Source organism: uncultured Comamonas sp. (genome assembly GCF_964277875.1).
GTDB lineage: Bacteria > Pseudomonadota > Gammaproteobacteria > Burkholderiales > Burkholderiaceae_C > Comamonas > Comamonas sediminis.
Map to the genome: position 1 here is coordinate 218,948 of NZ_CAXYJV010000038.1, position 21,698 is coordinate 240,645.

Sequence of the window (21,698 nt, forward strand, 5' to 3'; positions counted from 1 at the left end):
ACATCGCTCCTGCTGTCATTCAATCTTCGCGCCCGAGACCTTGACCACCTCAGCCCAGCGCTTGACCTCATCGGCCACAAAGGCCGCAAACTGCGGCTGCGTCATGCTGCCATATTCCGCGCCGTTCTTGGCCCAGATGGCCTTGATCTCTTCCGAGGTGCCCATGCGCTTGACCTCTTCGAACATGCGCGCCTGCAGCTCGGGCGACGTGCCCTTGATGGCCCAGAGGCCGTACCAGGTGGTCACGTTGTAATCGGGCAAGCCCACCTCCGCGGCGCAGGGCACATCGGGCAACGAGGGGTTGCGCTGGCTGCCCGAGACCATCAGGCACTTGATGCGCCCGGCGGCAATATGCGCGGCGGACGAGCCCAGTCCATCGAACAGCATGTCCACATTGCCGGCAATCAGGTCCTGCAGCGCCGGGCCGGCGCCCTTGTAGGGCACATGCAGGATGTCGGTCTGGCTCTGGATCTTGAACAGCTCGCCGGCCAGGTGGTGGCTGGTGCCGGCGCCGGCCGAGGCAAAGCTCATCTTGCCGGGGTTGGCCTTGAGCTGGGCCAGCAGCTGCTGCATATTGGCCGCCGTCACCCGCTTGGGGTTGACGACCAGCACCTGCGGCACCGTGGCCAGCAGCGCCAGCGGCACCAGGTCCTTCTGGATGTCGTAATCCAGCTTGGGATAGACCGAGGGCGCAATCACATGGTGGGTGCCGCCCATGAAGAAGTGGTAGCCATCGGCGGGCTGGCGCGCCGCAAAGCTGGCCCCCAGGGTGCCGCCGGCGCCGCCTTTGTTGTCGATCACCAGCGTCTTGCCCGACAACTTCGAGAATTGCGAGGACAGCGGCCGCGCGAAGGCATCGGTGCCGCCCCCTGCAGGAAAAGGCACGACCCAGGTTACCGGCTTGGCCGGCCAGTCGCGTGCCGCAGCTGCACTGGCCCAGCTCCAGGCGGGCAGCGCCGTGCCCGCCATGCCGGCAGCCAGGCCCAGCAAGGTTCGTCTTCTGGACGGCGAAGGTGTTTTGCTCTTGGTCATCTTGTCTCCTAACGTTTGTTTTTTAAGATCCACGCACACCCGCCTGCGCGCGCCGACAGCAACGCGCGGGCCCTGAATGGTCAGCAAAGCCTGCCCACCACCCAGGCTGCGGCCCTTATGGGAGCCTGCAGTTCTCTCCAGGCCAGCGCAGCACCCGGGGGCGCCATGCTGGCCTGCCATCCATCAAAACAGGTTCAGACCTTGGCCAGCGCCTCGATGCCCGAAGACACCGGAATCTTGCCCTGTGCCAGCAGGTTGCGGTGCTTGTCCAGGCGTTTGAGGTCGTACAGGTAGTTCACCATCAGGCCGTAGGACTGCTTGATGCCCTTGGTCGAGGTGTCCCCCGCCCAGTTCAGGCGCTCGACCCGCGAGCCATTGCCCAGGTGAAAACGCGCGACCGGATCCACCGGCTTGTCCTTGACCAGGCTCTTGCCCAGGTAGCGGGCAGCGGCATGCATCAGCAGCTTGGCAGCCGGGTCGCCCGGCTGCCATTGACCGGGTTGCTCCAGCGCTGCGATCCAGTCGTCCGCCGTGGGGTCGGCCTTGTCCAGCGCCTTGCCCAGCTCGGCGCGCAGGCGCTTGTCGGCGCTCTCCCAGACATCGGCTGCGTTCTTGCCCAGCCAGCTGCGAAAGCCAGGGATCGGCGACAGCGTGGCAAACTGGCGCAGCTTCGGAAACTCCTGCAGCAGCTGCTCCACCACGGTCTTGATCAGCGAATCGCCAAAGCTCACGCCGCGCAAGCCGGTCTGGGTGTTGCTGATCGAGTAGAAGATGGCCGTACTGGCCTTGTTCACGTCGGCTGCGGCAGCGGCCTCGTCCAGCAGCGGCGCAATGCTGTCCGACATCTTGTCGACCAGCGCCACCTCGACAAAGATCAGCGGCTCATTGGGCAGGCGCGGGTGGAAGAAGCCGTAGCAGCGGCGGTCGCTGTCGAGGCGGTTTTTCAGGTCGGTCCAGCTGCGGATGTCATGCACCGCCTCGTACTTGATGAGTTTTTCCAGCAGGGATGCGGGCGAATCCCAGCTGAGGCTGCGCAGCTGCAGGAAGGCGATATCGAACCAGGTGGAGAACAGGTACTCCAGATCGGCATCGACCGCGACCAGCCATTCATGGCTTTTGATCTGCGGCAGCATCTGCGCACGCAGATCCAGCAAAAAGCGCATGCCCTGCGCCGGCACCGCAAAACGCTGGAACAGCCGCATGCGCGGCGTCTGCAAGGCCTTGCGCAACTGGCGCTCGGCAGCGGCCATGCTTGCAGTGCCGATGGCGTCTTCATAGCGCTGGCGGGCCTGGCCGATCTTGGCCACGTCGGGCACAAACTGCTCGCACAGCAGGCGCCAGCAGTCCAGGCGCTGCTCGGGCTGGGCAGCGGCATACCACTGCATCACCGGCTCGGCCAGGCGCCCGCCTTCGGCATCGCTCACTTCACTGGCCGCCACCGCCTGCAGGTCGGCCAGCAGCCGGCGCAACTCGCGCGGCGACAGCGCTTCATTGCCGCGGCGCAGGGTCGCCTTCAGGCGCTCGGTCGTGTCACGCTCGCCATCGGCAGCGCTGCTGCTGCCCAGCTCGGTAGGAATGCCGACCGAGCGCAGCCAGGCCGCACTTTTTTGCAGCCAGCTGTTGGCAGCGCTGTCCACCCCGGCAGCGGGCGAAGTTTCAGTAGCGGTGGTCATAAAGCAATCCTCGACGGTGATAGTGGAGTGGTGCGCAGCAGCGCCTTGCGCTGCTGCAGCAAATGGTTGCGCATGGTCTGCTCGGCGGCATCGGCGTCGCCGGTCAGCATCACGGCGTAGATATCCAGGTGCTCCTGCAAGCTGGCCTGCAGGCGGCCCGGCGCGCGCAACTGGTGCAGCCGCGCCAGGCGCAGAATGCGGCGCAGATCGGCAATCGCCTGGGCCAGCCAGCGGTTGTCGGCCAAGGTAATGAAGGCCTCGTGGATCTGGTGGTTCATGCGGTAGTAGGCGGCAATGTCGCCCGCCTCGGCGTAGTCGACCAGCTGCTCGTGCATCACATCGAGCACCGCGCGGTCGGCGCTGCTGAGTTTTTTGGTGGCCTCGTAGGCGGCACGCCCCTCCAGCAGGGCGATGACCGGAAAGATATCGTCCAGGTCACGCTCGGTCACGGTCTCGACGAAGCAGCCGCGCCGGGGCTCATGGCGCAGCAGGCCTTCGGAGACCAGCAACTTCAGGGCTTCACGCAACGGCGTGCGCGACACGCAGAGCTGGTCGCACAGCGCCTTTTCGTCCAGCAGTTCGCCCGCCGCCAACGTGCCGGCAAAGATCAGATCCCGTACCTGGATCGCCACCGTGTCGTGCAAAGGCTGTCCGGCAACTGCCATCCGCTTGCTCCTTTGTGAAGGCCATCGTTCTGCACCGGGCCAGCGGCCCCATCTGCAGTGCGTGCCTGTAATTATGAGAAATTACAGCGCATTTTGGCACCCGTGTTAATACCCGGTTCGTAGTCCGCAATCACTGTTACCGGTGCAAACGCTCACGTCAGGCATCTTGGGTAAAAAAAAGCAGGCACCGGTTCCACCGGGCCTGCCTGCTCTTGCGCTGGGGCCGTGGGCCCGCAGCGTGTGACGAGGTTCTCAGTCCTTGCCGTAGGGGTCAAAGTCAAAGTACTTGTCGGCAATCTTCTTGTAGCGGCCATCGGCGCGGATGGCGGCAATCGCATCATTGAGCGACTTCTTCAGCTCAGGCTGGCCCTTGCGCATCGCAATGCTGGCGCCTTCGCCAAAGATCTTCTTGTCCACCAGGGTATCGCTGACGAATTCAAAGTTCTGGCCTTCGGGCTTCTTCAAAAAGCCATAGGCAATCTCGACGCTGTCAGCCACCGAGCCATCGAGACGGCCGGAGTTGATATCCAGGTACACCGGGTCACGGCCCGGGTAGGACACCACATCGACGCCGGCAGGCTTGAGGTAGGTCAGCGCCCATTTTTCCTGGATGCTGGCCTTGAGCACGCCGATTTTCTTGCCCTTCAGCGATTCGGGACCGGTGTATTTGAAGCCTTTGGGCATCACGATGCGCGCACCGGTGTGGTAGTACTTGTTCGTGAAGTCCACGACACGGGCGCGGTCCTCGTTCTTGGCCATCGAGCTGATGATGACGTCGTATTTCTTGGCCTGCAGACCGGGGATCATGCCGTCCCAGACCTGCTCGACGAAGACGCACTTGCGCTTGATCTCGGCGCACAGCGCATTGGCGATATCCACGTCGAACCCGGCAGGCTGGCCTGTAGGCAGCTTGTAGGTAAAGGGCTCATAGCTCAGGTCCACGGCCACTTTCAGATCGGGCAAGGCCTGCTGCGCGGACACCGCCGCACCGCCCAGCATGCACACACCGGCCACCAGGCCCAGCACCCATTTTCTTGTCATATCGTCCTATCTCCGCTCAGGCAAAAAACAAAGCCGCTGGGCCAGATAAACCCGGCACAGCCGCTGATCAGTATAGCCCTATAAAACCAGGGATATAAGCGGTTTACGGCGTGGCCAGCACCGGTTGGCTGCGGCCCCGGTTCCAGAGGTAGATGCCCAGCAGCACCATCGGCAGGCTGAGCCACTGGCCCATGCTGAGGTTCAGCGACAGCAGGCCCAGGAAGTCATCGGGCTCGCGGAAATACTCGGCAATGAAGCGCAGCAGGCCGTATCCGATCAGGAAGACGCCGGCCACCTGGCCCTCACCACGCTGCTTGCGCGAGTACAGCCACATGATGACAAAGAGCAGCACACCTTCGAGCAGGAACTGGTAGATCTGCGAGGGGTGGCGCGGCAGCATCGAGCCGCTTTGCGGAAACACCATGCCCCAGGGCAGATCGGGGCTGGAGAAGCGGCCCCAGAGCTCGCCATTGATGAAGTTGCCCACGCGCCCCGATGCCAGGCCCAGCGGAATGCAGGGCGCGACAAAGTCGGCCACCTGCAGCCAGGGCCGGCCCTTCAACCTGGCAAACAGCACCATCGACAGGATCACGCCGACCAGACCACCATGGAAGCTCATGCCGCCTTGCCAGACCGCCAGTATCTCCAGCGGATGGCTGAGGTAGTACCCGGGTTTATAGAACAGGCAGTAGCCCAGACGGCCACCGACGATGACCCCGAGCACGCCGTAGAACAGAATGTCCTCGACATCCTTGCGTTGCCAGCGGGTGGGCGTGGTAACCGAGGCAAAAGGCTGGTCCTTGAGGCGGCGAATGCCCAGGAACAGAAACAGGCCAAAGGCGACCAGATAGGTCAGTCCATACCAGTGCACGGCCAGCGGGCCGAGCTTGATGGCAATCGGGTCAAATTGGGGATACATCAGCATGGCAGGCATTGTGCCGCAGTTCGCAGCGGGCAGCGCCAACCGGGGTGGTGGCACAGGACTTACCCGCGCCCATGCGCATTCGATTACACAATCGATATCATCGCGTTCAACAAAAATTTACGTCAAATTAACCAAATAACCAAGACAAAACATTCAATATGACCAAAGCAAAAAGGAATTTGCAATCAATATGACAGCAATCGCCTTGGGTCACGCTATACTGCCAGCGGCGGCAGCAGTCCAGCCACCGCTAGAATCTTCCATCCAGCTTTCAATCCACGCTATGACTTCCACCAGTGTTCCATTGACCGGTAGTATTGTTGCCCTGATCACCCCCTTGCATGCCGATGGCAGCGTGGACTATGCAAGCCTGCGAAAACTGATCGACTGGCATATCGCCGAGGGCACCAACTGCATCGGCGTGGTGGGCACCACCGGCGAGTCGCCCACGGTCACCGTCGAAGAACACATGGAGATCATCCGTGTTGCCGTCGAACAGGCCAACAAGCGCGTGCCCATCATGGCTGGCTGTGGTGCCAACTCCACCCACGAGGCCATCACCCTGGCCAAGTACGCCAGGAGCGTGGGTGCCGACAGCCAGCTCCAGGTCGTGCCCTACTACAACAAGCCCACCCAGGAAGGCCAGTTCCAGCACTTCAAGGCGATTGCCGAAGCGGTGGGCGACCTGCCGATCTTCCTCTACAACGTGCCCGGCCGCAGCGTGGCCGACATGCAGCACGACACCGTCCTGCGTCTGGCCGAAGTGCCCGGCATCGTCGGCATCAAGGAAGCCACCGGCAACATCGAGCGCGCCCAGTGGCTGATCAAGGATGCACCAGCCGGCTTTGGCATCTACTCGGGCGATGACCCCACCGCAGTGGCGCTGATGCTGTGCGGCGGACACGGCAACGTCAGCGTCACCGCCAACATCGCGCCGCGCCTGATGAGCCAGCTATGCCAGGCGGCAATTGCCAAGGATGTTGGTCGGGCTATGGAAATTCAGAATAAACTGCTGCCGCTGCATAAAGCCCTCTTCTTGGAGGCCAACCCCATTCCGGTAAAGTGGGCGGCCAACAAGATGGGTCTGTGTGGCCCAACCCTGCGCCTGCCGATGACCGAGCTTTCCGCCGGTCTGCATGGCACGGTGGAAGCTGCCATGCGCGGAGCCTCCTTGCTCTAAAGCAATCATCCGCGCGTTGCCTCTGTTAAGGATTTGAACGTGAATTCCCTCGCAAAACTCAGCGTGCTGAGCCTGTCTGTCACTTTGGCCGCTTGCGGTACCGGCAATATTCTCGAAGGCGACAAGATCGACTACAAGAGCGCCTCCAAAGGACCAACGCTGGAAGTCCCTCCGGACCTCACCCAGCTGTCCAAGGACTCGCGCTATGTCGTGCCTGGCGGCACCGTTTCGGCTGCGGCCTACCAGGTGCAAAAGGATGCTGCGCCCAAGGGCACGGCCAACACGGCTGCCTCGCAGATTGGCGACGTGCAGATCGAGCGCGATGGCAACCAGCGCTGGCTGGTGATCGACCGCCCCGCAGACAAGATCTGGGAGCCGGTCAAGGATTTCTGGCAGGAAAATGGCTTTGCACTGACCATCGAGCGCCCCGATATCGGCATCATGGAAACCGACTGGGCCGAAAACCGCGCCAAGCTGCCACAGGATTTCATCCGCCGCTCCATTGGCAAGGTGTTCGACTCCATCTACTCGACCGGCGAGCAGGACAAGTTCCGCACCCGCATCGAGCGCCGCCCTGATGGCAAGACCGAAGTCTATGTCAGCCACCGCGGCATGGAGGAGGTCTACTCCAACAAGGAAAAGGACAGCACCATCTGGCAGCCCCGCAAGGCCGATCCAGAACTGGAGACCGAATTCCTGCGCCGCATCATGGTCAAGCTGGGCGTGAGCGAAGAGCAGTCCAAGGCGATTGCTGCTGCACCGCTGGCCCCTGTCAGCACCTCCAAGATCGCCACCGCAGCCGACGGCTCGCCACTGCTGCAGGTCAGCGATCCGTTTGACCGCACCTGGCGCCGCGTGGGCCTGGCGCTGGACCGCACCGGCTTCACCGTCGAGGACCGCGACCGCAGCCAAGGCGTGTACTTCGTGCGCTACATCGACCCGACCGATCTGAACAAGAAGCCCGACGGTTTCTTTGCCAAGATTTTCAACCGCAACCCGGATGCACCGGACCCGATCAAGTACCGCATCCAGGTCAAGAGCGAGGCCAATACCAGCAACGTCACCGTGCTCAACGAGAGCGGCAAGGCAGATACCTCGGCGAATGCACAGCGCATTCTCAAGGTACTGGTAGACGACATGAAGTGATGCCCTGCCCGGCCCGTTGGGCCGTGTACAGCCTCCCAAGCCACTGCGCATGCGCAGTGGCTTTTTTTATTTGCGCCGGCGGCCGCTGAAGGGCCTCAGCAGCAGGCCCCTCAGCCCCGCGCCCCCACAAAAAAAGCCCGTGCAAAGCACGGGCTCGTTCAGGCGGATCAGCAGCGCCGGCCCGGTGGTCACCAGGCCAGCGGCTCAGCGCTTACTTGCTCACCGATTCCTTGGCAGCGGTAGCAGCGTTGGAAGCAGCATCAGCAGCGGCCTTGGCAGCATCCGCAGCAGCAGCGCCCGCATCCTTGGCAGCGTCAGCCGCGTTGTGGGCAGCGTCCTTGGTCGCATCAGCAGCATTGCCGGCGGCTTCCTTGGTGGCATCTGCAGCCTTCGAAGCAGCAGCGCTGGCATCGGCAGCAGCATCCTTGGCAGCGTCAGCAGCAGCGTTGGCGGCGTCCTTGGCAGCTTCAACAGCGGGGGCAGGTGCCGGTGCTGGCGCTTCCACGGGCGCAGGTGCTGGTGCTGGCACAGCAGCTTCTTCCTTCTTGCCGCAAGCAGCCAGAGCAACAGCAGCCATCAACGACGCGATAACAAGGGATTTCTTCATTTCGGTATTCCTAACGACGGTGGATTCTTGTGGAACGGGCCAGAGCAAGCAAAGCGCTCCGGCCAAGGGTGCGTAGCACAAAGTAATAACGCCTCAGCGTCTGGAATGAATTATAGGGATTACCCGGGCCGCATGCCTATGCTAACAGCCCCTGCAACGTTGCCGGCCAGCAACGAAAGACACGGTTGTCAACAATGGCCTACAAACCCAGTACGGTCGCCGCAAAATCCGGCGTGCTGGCGGAGCGAATCCACTCCTGCAAACGCTCGCCCAGCGGCACGATGGCACTGCGCTCGGCGCTGGCCACACCCACACAGCGCGCCACATCCAGGCGCTGCACCGCCCACTGCGGCGACCACAGCGCACTGGGAACTTGCGCCACATCGCGGCTCAGCAGCCGCCGGCACTGCAGGCGGTGGTCCCAGGTCCTGCGCCATTGCACCCAGCGCGGGTGGCGCTGCACCAGCCGGTCAAAGCGGTGGGCCAGCACCGTCATCTGCCCGCCCTGCCGCGCCCACTGGTGCAGCAGCTCCACTGCATCGGCGCTGCCCCAGGCCCAGTCGGCAAAATCCGCATCGGCCACGATGATCTGGCGCCAGCCCTGCGCGGCCGCCTGCTGCAGAAAGTACTGCAGCTGCGCATCAAAGGCTGCCCGGCCCTCAAAGCGGCCGCTCAGGCCTTCGGCGGGCTGCCACGCCGCAGGTGCAGGGCCGCCGCTGCCCATCACTGCGGCACCGCGTGGGCCCAGCCGTCCTCGCACCATTGCGACAGCAGCTGCAAGGCATCGTCACTGGCACCGCTGATATCGCGGCGGTCCAGGTGGCGGCCATCGGCCAGCTTCTTCATCAGGCTGAAGTCACGGCCTGCGGCGCGGTAGCTTTCGCCATTGATGAACACATGGTGCTCGTCGTACATCATGCGGGTCTTGCGGTCCAGGGCCACGGCTTCGAGCATCGCCGGCGAGTCCTCGGGCTCGAACCAGACGTTGGCCTTGGGCTCGGTCAGTGACTCGCCCAGCGCGCGGGCCAGCGCCAGCGGCTCGGCCAGGCGCTTTTCGATGGCCGCGCGGGCAAAGTCCAGCATTGCTGGCGGAATGGCGCCCGGTGCCTGCACCGCCGTCTGCTTGGGATCCTGGTAGATCGGCGAGGCGGCCTTGGCATGGACCTCGCCATCCATCTCGTCACCCTCGGACATGCGCATCAGCAGCTCGCCGGCCAGCTCCTGCTGCGCCGGGGAGCGAAATCCGATCGAGTAGGTCATGCACTCGCCTTCGGCCACGCCGTCATGCGCGTAGCGCGGCGGCAGGTAAAGCATGTCGCCGGGCTCCAGCACATACTCCTCCTGGGCTTCGAACTCGGCCAGGATCTTGAGCGGTATGCCTTCCTTGAGCGCCAGGTTCTTTTGCTTGCCGATGCGCCAGCGGCGCTTGCCATGGGCCTGCAGCAGGAACACGTCATAGCTGTCGAAATGCGGGCCCACGCCGCCGCCATCGCTGGCATAGCTCACCATCAGGTCGTCCAGGCGTGCGGCCGGCACAAAGGCAAAACGCTGCAGCAGCGCATGGGCGGCGTCGCTGTGCAAATCGAGGCCTTGCAGCAGCAAGGTCCACTCCGGCGTCTTGAGCGAGGGGATGGCGCGGCGGCTGAACGGGCCGTGCTTGACACTCCAGGCGCCCGCCTTGTGCTGGATCAGGCGCGACTCCACACCCTCCTCGCCGGCCAGCTCAAACAGCTGGGCGCGCGGCAGCGGCAACTGCAGGTCTTTCCAGTCGCTGACGGCACCGCGCACCAGCAGCGGCTTTTTCTGCCAGTAACGGCGCATGAACTGGGCCGGAGAGATGCCCCCCAGCAGAGGCAGTGCTTGTTCGATTTGCATGGCTTTCTCGGTGATCCTCTGGGCACCCGGGCCCAAACTGCGACAATTGTCCTATGGAAATCACTGATCAATGCGTGGTCGCACTGACCTGGACGCTGAAAGACACCTTGGGCGAAACCCTGGACGTGCTCGACGAGCCCGTGGAGTTCCTCGTCGGAGGCCAGGATTTGCTGGCCCGCGTGGAGCAGGCGCTGCAAGGCCATACCGTCGGTAGCCGCGTGCAGCTGCACCTGGAGCCCGAAGACGCCTTTGGCGACTACGACGAGGAAAAGGTCTTCCTCGAATCGCGCTCGCTGTTCCCGCCGGATCTGGAAGAAGGCATGACCATCGAAGGCCATGCGCTGCCCCAGGGCACCAACCCCGATGCCCCGCGCGACATGATCTACACCGTCACCGAGCTCTACCCCGAGCATGTGGTGCTGGACGGCAACCATCCGCTGGCCGGCATCGCCATTCGCCTGGACATCCAGGTGGCCGGCGTGCGCGAGGCGACGGAAGAAGAGATTGGCACAGGCACCTGCGGCACCGGCTTCTTCCGCGTGCAGCCCCAGGCCCCCGGCAACAACCTGCTGCACTGACGACGGCGCTGGCTCCGCCTGCGCCCAAGCCGCCAGCCAAGCACCCCGACCAAGGCCATCCCATCGCGATGGCCTTTTTCATGGCCTGTTTATTTCTGTATTGACAGAAATAAATGAAACCCTAAAATCCACACCATGCAAATGACCGACATCCAACAACAATTTGTGCTGCACTGGGGCGAGATGGGATCCATGTGGGGCGTCAACCGCACGGTGTCGCAGATCCATGCGCTGCTGTTTGTGCTGGGCAAGCCGCTCAATGCCGAGCAGCTGAGCGAGACCTTGAACGTGGCGCGCTCCAATGTCAGCAACAGCTTGAAGGAGCTGCAATCCTGGCAGCTGGTGCGGGTCACGCATGTGCTGGGCGACCGGCGCGATTATTTCGAGACCAGTGTCGATGTCTGGGAGCTGTTCCGCACCATTGTCCGGGAGCGCAAGGAGCGTGAGTTCGACCCTACCACCCGCCTGCTGCAGTCCCTCGTCAACAGCCCCGGCTTCGCCCGCGAGAGCGCCGATGGCCAGGACCGCATCATGGCAACCCTGGAGCTGATGCAAAAGCTGGGCGCCTGGAGCGACGAAATGCTGCGCCTCTCACCTGCGACGCTGGACAAGATTTTGACCCTGGGCGCCACCGTGCAGCGTTTTGTGCGCGGCAGCCCTGCGGCGCACGAGCCCGAAGCGCTGCACAAGTCCTGAGAACACAGCGGCTGTACTCTGAACGAGAACGGCCTTTTTTGGGCACCATTATTTCTGTTGTGACAGAAACATCGAAAGGAATGCATATGCTGAGCCGTGACACTGCCGATACCCGCTTCCCGCTGACCATTTACTACGACGCCAGCTGCCGCATGTGCAACGCCGAGATGCGCCACCTGATGCTGCGCAACCAGGCGGGCAAGCTGATCTTTATTGACGCCAGCACCGCCGACCTGAGCGAGGCCCCGGCCGACAAGGCCGCGCTGATGCAGGCCATCCACGGCGTGGGCGCCGACGGCAAGGTCTACACCGGCGTCGACTGCCTGACCCGCGCCTACCTGGGCGTGGGCTGGGCCTGGGTGCCCCGGCTGGCCGGGCTGCCGCTGGTGGCGGATGCACTCGACAAGCTCTACCCGCTGCTGGCCCGCAACCGCTACCGCCTGCCACTGGCCCCGATGGCCTGGGTGCTGGAGCAAGGCCTGCAATGCACGGTACGGCGCCAGGCGCGGCAGGCTGCAGCGCGCAGTGCGGCCTGCGCACGCGGCAGCGATGCCTGCGACATCGACCGCACGCGCTGAAAGCGCTGCAAGCACCCAGGCCCTTGCCTACCAGGAGAGACCATGCACAACCCCAACGCTCCCCAACCCACCGTCTTGCTCTGCGGCGGCCAGGGCTTTATCGGCCAGGCGCTGGCGCGCCAGCTGCGTGCCCAGGGCATGCGCGTGATAGCGGCCAGCAGGCGCTCGCAGCCGCCACTGCAATTTGCCAGAATGCAGCAGCCCGCCGACTGGCTGCCCCATCTGCAAGGCGTGGATCTGGTCATCAATGCCGTGGGCAGCCTGCGCGACCAGCCGGGGCCCAATGGTGCCAGCCTGGAGGCTCTGCACCAGACCAGCCCGCAAGCACTGTTCGAGGCCTGCGCCCAGGCGGGTGTGCGGCGCGTGATGCAGCTCTCGGCCCTGGGGGTGGACGACAACGACACCGCCTATGCGCGCACCAAGCGCGCAGCAGATGCCCGTTTGCTGGCATTGACTGCGCAAGGCCAGCTCGACGGGATCGTCGTGCGGCCCAGCATTGTCATTGGCGCACAGGGCGCCAGCACCCAGCTGTTCATGCGCCTGGCACTGCTGCCGGTGCTGGTGCTGCCGGCGGTGATGCAGCAGCGCCTGATGCAGCCGGTCGCGGTCGACGAACTGGCCGAGGTGATGGTGCGGCTGCTGCAGTCCCCCACCACCGGCATCGTGCCGCTCGGCGGGCCGCGGCGCCTCAGCATGGCACAGATGATTCTGAGCCTGCGCCAGCAGGCCGGCCGCAGCAAGGCCCTGCAGCTGCGCCTGCCCGGCTGGGCCACCCAGGCCAGCGCGCGGCTGGGCGATGCGGTGCCCAGCAGCCCCTGGTGCAGCGCCTCGTTGCAGCTGGCATCGCTGGACAACTGCTGCGACCCGGCGCCGATGGCGCAGTGGTTGGGCCGTGCGCCCACCGGCCCCGGGCAGATGCTGGCGCTGATCCGCAACCCGGCAGCTCCCCCCTCGCCCGAAAGCCGCGCATGAGTACCACGCCACGCGCACAGCCCACGCAGCAGCCCTTGCAGCTGCTGCGGCTGAGCCTGGTTGCCGTCTGGTTGTGGACCGGCATCGCCAGCCTGCTGCAATGGCAGCGCGAAAGCACTGCGTTGCTGGTGGCGGGAGGCATTCAGACACCCGGCATCCACGCCTGGCTGATAGGCGGCGGCGCGGCGCTGGATCTGCTGCTGGGCCTGTGGCTGCTGTGCCGGCCCGGGCGCGCGGCCTATGGCGCGTCGTTGGCAGCCATGCTGGTGATGACCCTGGCCGCCACCGCCTTGCTGCCTGGCCTGTGGCTGCACCCGCTGGGCCCCTTGTCCAAAAACCTGCCGATTGCTGCTGCCCTGTGGCTGCTGTGGCACAGCAGTACCCGCGACGGACGGAGTGGATGATGAACACCTATCTGCTGCTCAAAACCCTGCACATCCTGTCGAGCGTGCTGATGGTCGGCACCGGCTTTGGCTCGGCGTTCTATATGTTCTTTGCCAACCGCAGCGGCAATGTGGCGGCACAGGCGGTGGTCAGCCGCCTGGTGGTGCGGGCTGACTGGTGGTTCACGACGCCGGCGGTCATCATCCAGCCGCTGAGCGGCTGGGCCCTGATGGCGATGGCCGGCTGGCCCTGGCATACGCCGTGGCTGCTGCTGTCGATGGCGCTGTATGTGCTGGCGGGGCTGTGCTGGTTGCCGGTGGTAGCCATGCAAATCCGCATGGCCCATATGGCCGCCCAGGCCGATGCCCAGGGCCAGCCGCTGCCCGACGCGTACCGGCGCCTGGCCGGGCGCTGGGAGGCACTGGGCTACCCGGCCTTTGTGGCGATTCTGGGCGTGTACTACCTGATGGTCAACAAGCCCACACTCTGGAACTAGTGTTTTACAAACCCAACGCGCGCAGATCAACACGGCCGTTCAGCATCGGCGGGCACCAGTAGTAGGCGTTGGTAATGGGGTTGGACATCTGGAACAGGCCATCGGCAATGCCGTCTTCCTCGCCCGCCATGCGGCGCATCTGCGCTTCAAAGGCGTCAAAGCTGCGGCCAAAACCGGCAAAGATGGCGCCCACGGCGTCGCTGCCATCGGGCTGCACCTTCCACCAGGGCATATTGCGGCGCAGAATAAAGGCTTCGGGGCTGAAGCTCTCCTGCGCGGTGCGCTTGACGTGGGCCGACGCAGGCGCATCGTCCAGCTCTTCGTTGTCGCTCAGGCGCCGGCCAATCATATGGTCCTTTTGCAGCGCGCTCATGCGGGCAAAAGCATCCATGTCATGCTGCCACTGCTGCACGGCAAAGTAGCTGCCGCCGTCCAGCCCCGCGCCCATGCCGTCGGCAATGGCGGCATGCACCGCGTCGTCGTCCTTGGGGTTTTCGGTGCCGTCTTCGTAGCCGGTCAGATCGCGCACCGCATCCTTGCCGTTCCAGCCGTGGCGGAAGCAGTCCACCACCTTCTCGCGGCTGAAGGCCGGCGCCAGCAGCGCTGCGGCCTCGCGCGACAGGCGCAGCACATCGCCCCGGTCATTGCCGCGCAGCCACAGGCACAGCGCATGGGGCGTCAGCGCCAGCGGCCCCTGTGGGCCGGTGATGGCCGGAAAGTTGCGCAGACCCGGCACCTGCACGCCCAGCAGATCGGCCACCGGCTGGCCGATGCAGACGACCACCTGCTCGCCATCGGCCCATTGCTGCAAGCGCGCCAGCGCGGCGCGCACGGCCGGTGCATCGCCTGCGAGTTTCCACAGTTGGTAGCGGCTGGCGGCGGGTAGCGCCAGCAGGATTCCTGGTTGGTTCAAAGCGGTCATCGTGTTCGGGACGCGCAGCTGTGCCGCTGCGTCTTGGCTGTTGGATTGCAATCAGCTATTGTCGCGCAGCTGTCCTACAAACAAAGTCCTTGGCCATTCGCATTCCCCAATCACGGCCATAGCTGTTGCGCTCAGGCCGCAGCTTGGCAGAATCTGTGCGATCAATGTCATTGCTGCCAGATCGGCCTGCATGCACACTGTGCGCATGCCTCCATCCCGCACCACCGCCCCCCAAAGCGCCCAGCCCGGCCACCGTGTCATCTGCATTGCCTACCCGCGTGCGATGAGCCTGGACATCACCGGGCCCATGCAGGTGTTTGCCACGGCCAACGATGTGCGCGAGCGCCAGGGCCTGCCCGCCTTCTACCAGCTGGTCTTTGCTGGGCTGGAAGCCGGGCCGGTGGACTTGTCCTGCGGACTGCAGATGGTGGCCACCCAGGGTTTGACCCAGCTGCGCCCGCCCCCCAACAGCACCGTGCTGGTGCCCGGGGGTGACGGCGTGGTCGAGGTGCAGCACCACAGCGGCCTGCGCCAGTGGCTGCAGCGCACGGCGCCCAAGGTGTTGCGCCTGGGCTCGGTCTGCTCGGGCGCGCTGATCCTGGCACGCGCCGGCCTGCTCGACGGCCTGCCTGCCACCACCCACTGGTGCCGCCTGGCCGAACTGGCGGGTATGGAGCGCCCCATCCAGGTCGATGGCGACCGGCTACACACCTTTGATGCCAGCCATCCGCAGCAGCGCCATATCTTCACATCGGCCGGGGTGACCTCGGGCATCGACCTAGCGCTGAGTTTGATCGAGGCCGACCTGGGCCGCAGCATGGCGCTGGCCGTCGCCCGGCACCTGGTGATGTTTGTGCGCCGGCCCGGCGGCCAGGCGCAGTTCAGCCCGCTGCTGGCCGCAGAGACCACGCAGGCGCCACGCCTGGCCGGGCTGCTGGAATGGATTCCCGGCCACCTGGGCGAGCGCCTTAGTGTGGAGCAACTCGCAGCGCAGGCCTGCCTGCCGCCGCGCACCCTGGCGCGCGTGTTCCAGCAGGAGCTGGGCACCACGCCGGGCCGCTATGTGGAGCGCGTGCGGCTGCAGGCTGCCACCACCTTGCTGAGCCAGCGCCAGGCCTCTGTCTCCACCGTGGCACGGCTGTGCGGCTTTGGCCACCCGGAAAACCTGCGCCGCAGCTTTCACAAGACCTTGTCCATCAGCCCGCAGGCCTTTGCCGAGCGCTTTGGCGCCGGATAGCGAAGGCCAGCCGCACAGAGGCTGACCCGCTCAACCAGATACCCCACGCGATCCGGACAGCCTGTGCTGCCCGGCGGCACCCACACGTCCCACCATTCCCTGATCCCCGCCCATGCTGCTCCAACACCACCCCCAACTGCTCACCCTCAGCATCGCGCAGGCGCTGTACTGGTCCTGTTCCATCATCGGCATCGCCCTCACCGGGCTGGTGGGCCGGCAACTGGCGCCCTGGCCGGTGCTCGCCACGGTGCCGCTGACCTTGCTGGTGGCAGGCAACCTGCTGTCGATTGGCCAGCTGGCCCGCTGGATGCAGCAGCATGGCCGCGCCCGGGGCCTGCAATGCGGCGCGCTGCTGGGGGTAGCCGCCGGTCTGCTGGCCGCCTGGGCGGTGGTGCATGCGAGCTTTGGCTTGTTCTGCCTGGCGATGCTGCTGCTGGGCGGCTACCAGGCATCCGCCGGTTTTTACCGCTTTACCGCGCTGGATGGCATGCCGGCCGAGCACAGTGGCCGTGCCGCAGCCTGGGTGCTGGCCGGTGGCATCGCCGCAGCCCTGCTCGCGCCCAGCCTGGCCATCCATGCAGCCGGCGCCCTGACCACACCGCTGGCAGGCGCCTACCTGGCGATTGCCGTGCTGGCCTTGCTGGCCTGCGCGCTGCTGCAATGCCTGCCAGCGCGCCTGCACCTGCCGATGCAGGCCAGGTCAGCCGCCCCGCCGGTGGTATCGCGGCGCCAGCTTTGGCAGCGTCCCGCGCTGCGCCAGGCGATCATGCTGAGCGCCTGCGGCCATGGCTTGATGGTGCTGGTGATGAATGCCACCCCGCTGGCCATGCATGGTGCGGGCCACTCGCTGGCCAGCTCCACCCAGGTCATCCAGTGGCATGTGCTGGGCATGTTTGCGCCCTCGCTGTTTGCGGGCCGCGCGGTAGACCGTTTTGGCGCGCGGCGCCTGGCCTGGCTGGGTGCCGCCCTGCTGGCCGCCAGCGCGGCGGTGGCGCTGAGCGGCCCGCAGTTCCTGCCCTTCTTGATCAGCTCCTTGCTGCTGGGCGCCGGCTGGAACCTGATGATCCTGGCAGGCACCAGCCTGCTGAACCAGGCGAGCACCCCGGAGGAACGCCCCCAGGCCCAGCCGATGATGGAGTGGACCAACAACGGCAGCGCCGCGCTGATGTCGCTGAGCTGCGGCATACTGATCCAGACCCTGGGTTGGCAGGCGGTGAATGTGGCAATGCTGCTGACCCTGGCGCTGCTGGCCTGGCAAAGCGGCCGGGCGGCCTGGGCGGCGCGCGCGCAGGCCTGAATCACAGAATGCTTCATGCAGGCTTGCGGGCCAGCCGCTCGCGCCAGATGCGCTCCACCCAGGGCGCAAATCCGCCATCCACTGCTGTCAGCAAGGGCAGGCCTGTGGCGGTCACGGCATCTGCCAATGCTGCGGCCCAACCTGGGCTACCCCACCCTGCCTGCAAAGGCGCAGCCAGCACCCACTCCTGGCCCCAAAAGTACAGTTGCGCCGCATGCACATGCGCCTGCATCTGCTGCACCTCGGCCAGCGCCTGGGGCTCGGCCAGCTGCAGCCAGATATCGGCATACAAAAAGTCCACCGGCTGCTGCGGCGCAGGGCGCCACTGCAACGCATCGGCTTGCACGATATGGATCTTGGCCGCCGCCTCTGCCGGCAAGCCCTCCAGCACCTGCATGTGCTGGAACAGCGCGATCACTTGCGGATCCCGCTCGACGACGGTGACCCGCTCCACGGCCGGGTTCAAGGCCATATTGGCCGTCACCCAGCCCATCCCCAGGCCCATGACCACCGTGTGCCCCAGCGCATGTCGGCAGGCCAGCTCCTGGCTCTCGATCTCGAAAGGCGACAGCGACATCCAGGTGTCCCATCCGCCTTCGGCGTTCTTGCGCAACAGCGCGGTTGTGCCGCCATAGATACAGGCACCGCTGTAATAGCCCCTGTCCAGCCCCATACCGCCGCGCAGCAGCCGCCAGGCGCCCCGCTCGCCCAGCTGGTATTGGGGCATGTGCCAGGGCGTCTCGAACACCGCTACGCCCAGCGCCTGCGCCAGCACGTGGATATCCACACCACCGGCCACAAAGCCTTCGCCTGGCTGGGACTGGACGGTCAACGACTGCATGGGCTCTGATGGCATAGCTATCCCCACGAAAAGGCATAAACAGCCAGTGTAGATGCACAGAGCCCGCATCACTGCGGGCTCTGCAACAGGCAAGCGTCGGGTTGGCGCTTACAGATTGCCCACCATGTGCTCGGGCACGACCCACTGGTCAAACTGCTCGGCGGTCACATGGCCGCTGGCCACAGCGGCATCGCGCAGGCTGCTGCCCTCCTTGTGCGCCTTCTTGGCGATATAGGCCGCCTTGTCGTAGCCGATATGGGTGTTCAGCGCGGTCACCAGCATCAGCGAGCGGCTCACCAGCTCGGTGATGCGCTCGCGGTTGGGCTCGATGCCCACGGCGCAGTGGTCGTTGAAGCTCACCATGCCATCGGCCAGCAGGCGCACGCTCTGCAGGAAGTTGTGCGCCACCATCGGGCGGAACACATTCAGCTCGAAGTTGCCGGAGGCGCCACCCACGTTGATCGCAGCATCATTGCCGAACACCTGGGCGCAGAGCATGGTCATCGCTTCGCACTGCGTGGGGTTGACCTTGCCCGGCATGATCGACGAGCCGGGCTCGTTCTCGGGGATGGATATCTCACCCAGACCGCTGCGCGGGCCCGACGCCAGCCAGCGCACATCGTTGGCGATCTTCATCAGGCTGGCGGCCAGGGTCTTGAGGGCGCCATGGCCGAACACCAGCGCATCGCAGGAGCCCAGCGATTCGAACTTGTTGGGCGAGGTCACAAAGGGGTAGCCGGTCAGCTTGGCCAGCTCTTGCGCCACCCCTTCGGCATAGCCCTTGGGCGCATTCAGGCCGGTGCCCACGGCGGTGCCGCCAAGCGCCAGCTCATACAGATGGGGCAGTGCCGACTTGAGGTGCTTGGCGCCATGCTCCAGCTGGGCCACCCAGCCGGAGATCTCCTGGCCCAGGGTCAGCGGCGTGGCATCTTGCAGGTGGGTACGGCCAATCTTGACGATGTCGTTGAACGCTTCGCTCTTGGCCTGCAAGGTGCGGCGCAGCTTTTCCAGCGCCGGCAGCAGCTTGCGCTCGATGGCGGTCACGGCAGCCACATGCATCGCGGTGGGGTAGACGTCGTTGCTGGACTGGCTTTTGTTCACATCGTCGTTGGGGTGTACCAGGCGCGACTCGCCGCGCTCGCCGCCCAGCAGTTCGCTGGCGCGGTTGGCCAGCACTTCGTTGACGTTCATGTTCGTCTGCGTGCCCGAGCCGGTCTGCCAGACCACCAGCGGGAACTCATCGGGGTGCTGGCCGGCAATCACCTCGTCGGCGGCCGCATTGATGGCCTTGGCCTTCTTCTCGTCGAGCAGGCCCAGCGCGTGGTTGACGGTGGCACTGGCCTTTTTCACCTGCGCCAGCGCATGGATGATCTCGCCGGGCTGCTTCTCGCCACTGATGTCGAAGTTCTGCAGCGAACGCTGCGTCTGGGCACCCCAGAGTTTGTCGGCGGGCACATCGATCAGGCCGAAGGTGTCTTTTTCCTGGCGGGTAGCTGTCATGTCTGGATCACTCCTTGTATCTCAACAATTGCAACGCGGCTCGTCTGGCTGGTAAGCGTATGGCTGGTGGGCCGCAGGATTCGTCAACAGGGCGCCGCCCGCCTTGCGGCAAAGCGGGCGCGGCACCGCATCCTAACGCAGTCAATGACAGCCGTTCTCATCTGCGCCGAGCAGCCATGCTGCGCGCATGCTCATAGCGCAGGCCGACACCTGAGCGACACCTGAGTCTTCTAGAAGACTTATCAGGCATTTGCCACCACCGGCCTGGCGAAAGGCCGATAATCGCTGCCGTGATACCGAGCGCCAACGGCACCATAGCCTTGCGCAATCCAAAACCCACCCCACAAGCACGATGACCACCTCCATCCGTCAGCAGGACCTGATCGACTCGATCGCGGGCGCCCTGCAGTACATCAGCTACTACCACACACCGGATTTCATCCAGCACCTGGCACGGGCCTACGAGCGCGAGCAAAGCCCGGCGGCCAAGGATGCGATGGCCCAGATCCTGACCAACTCCAAGATGAGCGCGACCGGCCAGCGTCCCATCTGCCAGGACACCGGCATCGTCAACGTGTTCCTGAAGGTGGGCATGGATGTGAAGTGGGAAGACTTCACGATGGGCCTCGAAGACGCCATCAACGAAGGCGTGCGCCGTGGCTACAACCACCCCGACAACACCTTGCGTGCCTCGGTGGTGGCCGACCCTCAGTTCGCCCGCAAGAACACCAAGGACAACACGCCTGCCGTCATCAATGTGCAGATCGTGCCGGGCGACAAGCTGGATGTGACCGTGGCGGCCAAGGGCGGCGGCTCGGAGAACAAGTCCAAGATGATCATGATGAACCCCAGCGACAACATCGTCGACTGGGTGCTCAAGACCGTGCCGACCATGGGTGCGGGCTGGTGCCCACCGGGCATGTTGGGCATCGGCATTGGCGGCACCGCTGAAAAAGCCGTGCTGCTGGCCAAGGAAAGCCTGATGGAAGACCTCGACATGTACCAGCTGCAGCAAAAGGCCGCCAGCGGTGCCGAGCTCGATGAGGTGGAAAAGCTGCGCCTGGAGCTGTTCGAGAAGGTCAATGCGCTGGGCATCGGCGCCCAGGGCCTGGGTGGCCTGACCACCGTGCTGGACGTGAAGATCAACATGTACCCCACGCACGCGGCCTCCAAGCCTGTGGCGATGATCCCCAACTGCGCCGCCACCCGCCACGCCCATTTCGTGATGGACGGCTCCGGCCCCGTGTACCTGGACCCGCCATCGCTGGACACCTGGCCCAAGATCGACTGGGCTCCCGACTACAACAAGTCCAAGCGCGTGGACCTGAACACCTTGACCAAGGAAGAAGTGGCCAGCTGGAAGCCCGGCGACACGATCCTGCTCAACGGCAAGATGCTGACCGGCCGCGATGCTGCGCACAAGCGCATCCAGGACATGCTGGCCAAGGGCGAGCCCCTGCCCGTCGACTTCACCAACCGCGTGATCTACTACGTGGGCCCGGTGGACCCGGTGCGTGACGAAGTCGTAGGCCCTGCCGGCCCGACCACCGCCACCCGCATGGACAAGTTCACCGACATGATGCTGTCGCAGACCGGCCTGATCGCGATGATCGGCAAGTCCGAGCGCGGCCCGGTCGCCATCGAAGCCATCAAGAACCACAAGTCGGCCTACCTGATGGCCGTGGGCGGCGCCGCGTACCTGGTCTCCAAGGCCATCAAGCATGCCAAGGTGGTCGGTTTTGCCGATCTGGGCATGGAGGCCATCTATGAATTCGATGTGGTCGACATGCCGGTGACCGTGGCCGTGGATGCCGGCGGCACCAGCGCCCACATCACCGGCCCCGCGATCTGGAAGGAAAAGATCGCCACCGGCGAATTCAAGGGCATTGAAGTCGCAGGCGCCTGATCTGCGCCCCGCCCGGCCCCGGCCGGGCGACGCCACCCAACCGCCTGCGGGCGGTTTTTTGCTGCGCGGCAGCGCCAGCTTTACCCTTCCCACCCCTCAAACATGACTATGCTTGGCCCCCAGGTACGGCGCATGCTGTATCGTGGA

21 protein-coding genes and 1 pseudogene are annotated in these 21,698 nt (G+C 64.9%); 11 read left to right on the plus strand and 11 right to left on the minus strand.

Going from position 1 to position 21,698, the window contains the following annotated elements:
- Nucleotides 1–15: 15 nt before the first annotated feature.
- The 5 genes from ACHWUQ_RS14630 to lgt all read right to left on the minus strand — a co-directional run bounded on the left by ACHWUQ_RS14630 (nucleotide 16) and on the right by lgt (nucleotide 5,345).
- Nucleotides 16–1,032, minus strand: coding sequence for a Bug family tripartite tricarboxylate transporter substrate binding protein (locus ACHWUQ_RS14630; RefSeq protein ID WP_394681569.1), 1,017 nt, complete (start codon nucleotides 1,030–1,032; stop codon nucleotides 16–18).
- A 194-nt stretch (nucleotides 1,033–1,226) separates the two neighbouring features.
- Entirely contained in the window at nucleotides 1,227–2,705 is a 1,479-nt protein-coding gene (locus ACHWUQ_RS14635; RefSeq protein ID WP_394681570.1) for a malonyl-CoA decarboxylase, read from the minus strand.
- Nucleotides 2,702–3,370 (minus strand): GntR family transcriptional regulator, encoded by a 669-nt coding sequence (locus ACHWUQ_RS14640; protein WP_239811183.1) that lies wholly within the window; start codon nucleotides 3,368–3,370, stop codon nucleotides 2,702–2,704. The genes ACHWUQ_RS14635 and ACHWUQ_RS14640 overlap by 4 nt, the downstream gene beginning before the upstream one ends.
- 252 nt (nucleotides 3,371–3,622) lie before the next feature.
- Nucleotides 3,623–4,411 (minus strand): transporter substrate-binding domain-containing protein, encoded by a 789-nt coding sequence (locus tag ACHWUQ_RS14645; RefSeq protein WP_239811182.1) that lies wholly within the window; start codon nucleotides 4,409–4,411, stop codon nucleotides 3,623–3,625.
- Between the two features lie 103 nt (nucleotides 4,412–4,514).
- Nucleotides 4,515–5,345: a prolipoprotein diacylglyceryl transferase gene (lgt, locus tag ACHWUQ_RS14650; protein WP_239811181.1), complete on the minus strand. Its 831-nt coding sequence runs from the start codon at nucleotides 5,343–5,345 to the stop codon at nucleotides 4,515–4,517.
- A gap of 274 nt (nucleotides 5,346–5,619) precedes the next feature.
- Between lgt and dapA the strand changes: the two genes are divergently transcribed.
- Together dapA and bamC are read left to right on the plus strand one after the other, a co-directional pair.
- Nucleotides 5,620–6,516, plus strand: a complete 897-nt coding sequence (dapA, locus tag ACHWUQ_RS14655; RefSeq protein WP_239811180.1) for a 4-hydroxy-tetrahydrodipicolinate synthase — start codon at nucleotides 5,620–5,622, stop codon at nucleotides 6,514–6,516.
- A gap of 39 nt (nucleotides 6,517–6,555) precedes the next feature.
- Entirely contained in the window at nucleotides 6,556–7,662 is a 1,107-nt protein-coding gene (gene bamC, locus ACHWUQ_RS14660) for an outer membrane protein assembly factor BamC (RefSeq protein ID WP_394681571.1), read from the plus strand.
- 343 nt (nucleotides 7,663–8,005) lie between these two features.
- On the opposite strand, the pseudogene ACHWUQ_RS14665 reads toward bamC, so the two are convergent.
- The 3 genes and pseudogenes from ACHWUQ_RS14665 to ACHWUQ_RS14675 form a co-directional block, all read right to left on the minus strand.
- A pseudogene (locus tag ACHWUQ_RS14665) lies at nucleotides 8,006–8,269 on the minus strand (hypothetical protein); the annotation flags it as partial.
- A 199-nt stretch (nucleotides 8,270–8,468) separates the two neighbouring features.
- Entirely contained in the window at nucleotides 8,469–9,032 is a 564-nt protein-coding gene (locus tag ACHWUQ_RS14670; RefSeq protein ID WP_312451469.1) for a hypothetical protein, read from the minus strand.
- Nucleotides 8,993–10,144, minus strand: a complete 1,152-nt coding sequence (locus tag ACHWUQ_RS14675; RefSeq protein ID WP_312451470.1) for a cupin domain-containing protein — start codon at nucleotides 10,142–10,144, stop codon at nucleotides 8,993–8,995. The genes ACHWUQ_RS14670 and ACHWUQ_RS14675 overlap by 40 nt, the downstream gene beginning before the upstream one ends.
- A gap of 53 nt (nucleotides 10,145–10,197) precedes the next feature.
- Here ACHWUQ_RS14675 and ACHWUQ_RS14680 point away from each other — a divergent pair, with 53 nt between their 5' ends.
- From ACHWUQ_RS14680 to ACHWUQ_RS14705, 6 genes are all read left to right on the plus strand, one after another.
- Complete coding sequence (locus ACHWUQ_RS14680) at nucleotides 10,198–10,722, plus strand: FKBP-type peptidyl-prolyl cis-trans isomerase (RefSeq protein WP_312410203.1); 525 nt, start codon at nucleotides 10,198–10,200, stop codon at nucleotides 10,720–10,722.
- A 135-nt stretch (nucleotides 10,723–10,857) separates the two neighbouring features.
- On the plus strand, nucleotides 10,858–11,418 hold the full coding sequence (locus ACHWUQ_RS14685; RefSeq protein ID WP_394681572.1) for a GbsR/MarR family transcriptional regulator: 561 nt from the start codon (nucleotides 10,858–10,860) through the stop codon (nucleotides 11,416–11,418).
- Nucleotides 11,419–11,504: 86 nt separating this feature from the next.
- Nucleotides 11,505–11,996, plus strand: a complete 492-nt coding sequence (locus ACHWUQ_RS14690; protein WP_312410207.1) for a DUF393 domain-containing protein — start codon at nucleotides 11,505–11,507, stop codon at nucleotides 11,994–11,996.
- 42 nt (nucleotides 11,997–12,038) lie between these two features.
- Nucleotides 12,039–12,968: an NAD-dependent epimerase/dehydratase family protein gene (locus tag ACHWUQ_RS14695; protein ID WP_394681573.1), complete on the plus strand. Its 930-nt coding sequence runs from the start codon at nucleotides 12,039–12,041 to the stop codon at nucleotides 12,966–12,968.
- Nucleotides 12,965–13,372, plus strand: coding sequence for a DoxX-like family protein (locus ACHWUQ_RS14700; RefSeq protein WP_313331707.1), 408 nt, complete (start codon nucleotides 12,965–12,967; stop codon nucleotides 13,370–13,372). The genes ACHWUQ_RS14695 and ACHWUQ_RS14700 overlap by 4 nt, the downstream gene beginning before the upstream one ends.
- Nucleotides 13,372–13,848: a DUF2269 family protein gene (locus tag ACHWUQ_RS14705; protein WP_394681574.1), complete on the plus strand. Its 477-nt coding sequence runs from the start codon at nucleotides 13,372–13,374 to the stop codon at nucleotides 13,846–13,848. Before ACHWUQ_RS14700 ends, ACHWUQ_RS14705 begins: the two co-directional genes overlap by 1 nt.
- A gap of 4 nt (nucleotides 13,849–13,852) precedes the next feature.
- On the opposite strand, the gene ACHWUQ_RS14710 is transcribed toward ACHWUQ_RS14705, so the two are convergent.
- Nucleotides 13,853–14,770 (minus strand): Dyp-type peroxidase, encoded by a 918-nt coding sequence (locus tag ACHWUQ_RS14710; RefSeq protein ID WP_394681575.1) that lies wholly within the window; start codon nucleotides 14,768–14,770, stop codon nucleotides 13,853–13,855.
- Nucleotides 14,771–14,975: 205 nt separating this feature from the next.
- Here ACHWUQ_RS14710 and ACHWUQ_RS14715 point away from each other — a divergent pair, with 205 nt between their 5' ends.
- Together ACHWUQ_RS14715 and ACHWUQ_RS14720 are read left to right on the plus strand one after the other, a co-directional pair.
- Nucleotides 14,976–16,007 (plus strand): helix-turn-helix domain-containing protein, encoded by a 1,032-nt coding sequence (locus ACHWUQ_RS14715; RefSeq protein ID WP_312834209.1) that lies wholly within the window; start codon nucleotides 14,976–14,978, stop codon nucleotides 16,005–16,007.
- A gap of 112 nt (nucleotides 16,008–16,119) precedes the next feature.
- Entirely contained in the window at nucleotides 16,120–17,304 is a 1,185-nt protein-coding gene (locus ACHWUQ_RS14720; RefSeq protein ID WP_394681576.1) for an MFS transporter, read from the plus strand.
- A 13-nt stretch (nucleotides 17,305–17,317) separates the two neighbouring features.
- On the opposite strand, the gene ACHWUQ_RS14725 is transcribed toward ACHWUQ_RS14720, so the two are convergent.
- A complete protein-coding gene (locus tag ACHWUQ_RS14725) occupies nucleotides 17,318–18,145 on the minus strand; it encodes a hypothetical protein (RefSeq protein ID WP_394681577.1) in 828 nt (275 codons plus the stop codon).
- A gap of 108 nt (nucleotides 18,146–18,253) precedes the next feature.
- A complete protein-coding gene (gene fumC / locus ACHWUQ_RS14730; RefSeq protein WP_312410225.1) occupies nucleotides 18,254–19,645 on the minus strand; it encodes a class II fumarate hydratase in 1,392 nt (463 codons plus the stop codon).
- Between the two features lie 352 nt (nucleotides 19,646–19,997).
- Here fumC and ACHWUQ_RS14735 point away from each other — a divergent pair, with 352 nt between their 5' ends.
- A complete protein-coding gene (locus ACHWUQ_RS14735; RefSeq protein WP_394681578.1) occupies nucleotides 19,998–21,551 on the plus strand; it encodes a fumarate hydratase in 1,554 nt (517 codons plus the stop codon).
- The last annotated feature ends 147 nt before the right edge of the window (nucleotides 21,552–21,698 follow it).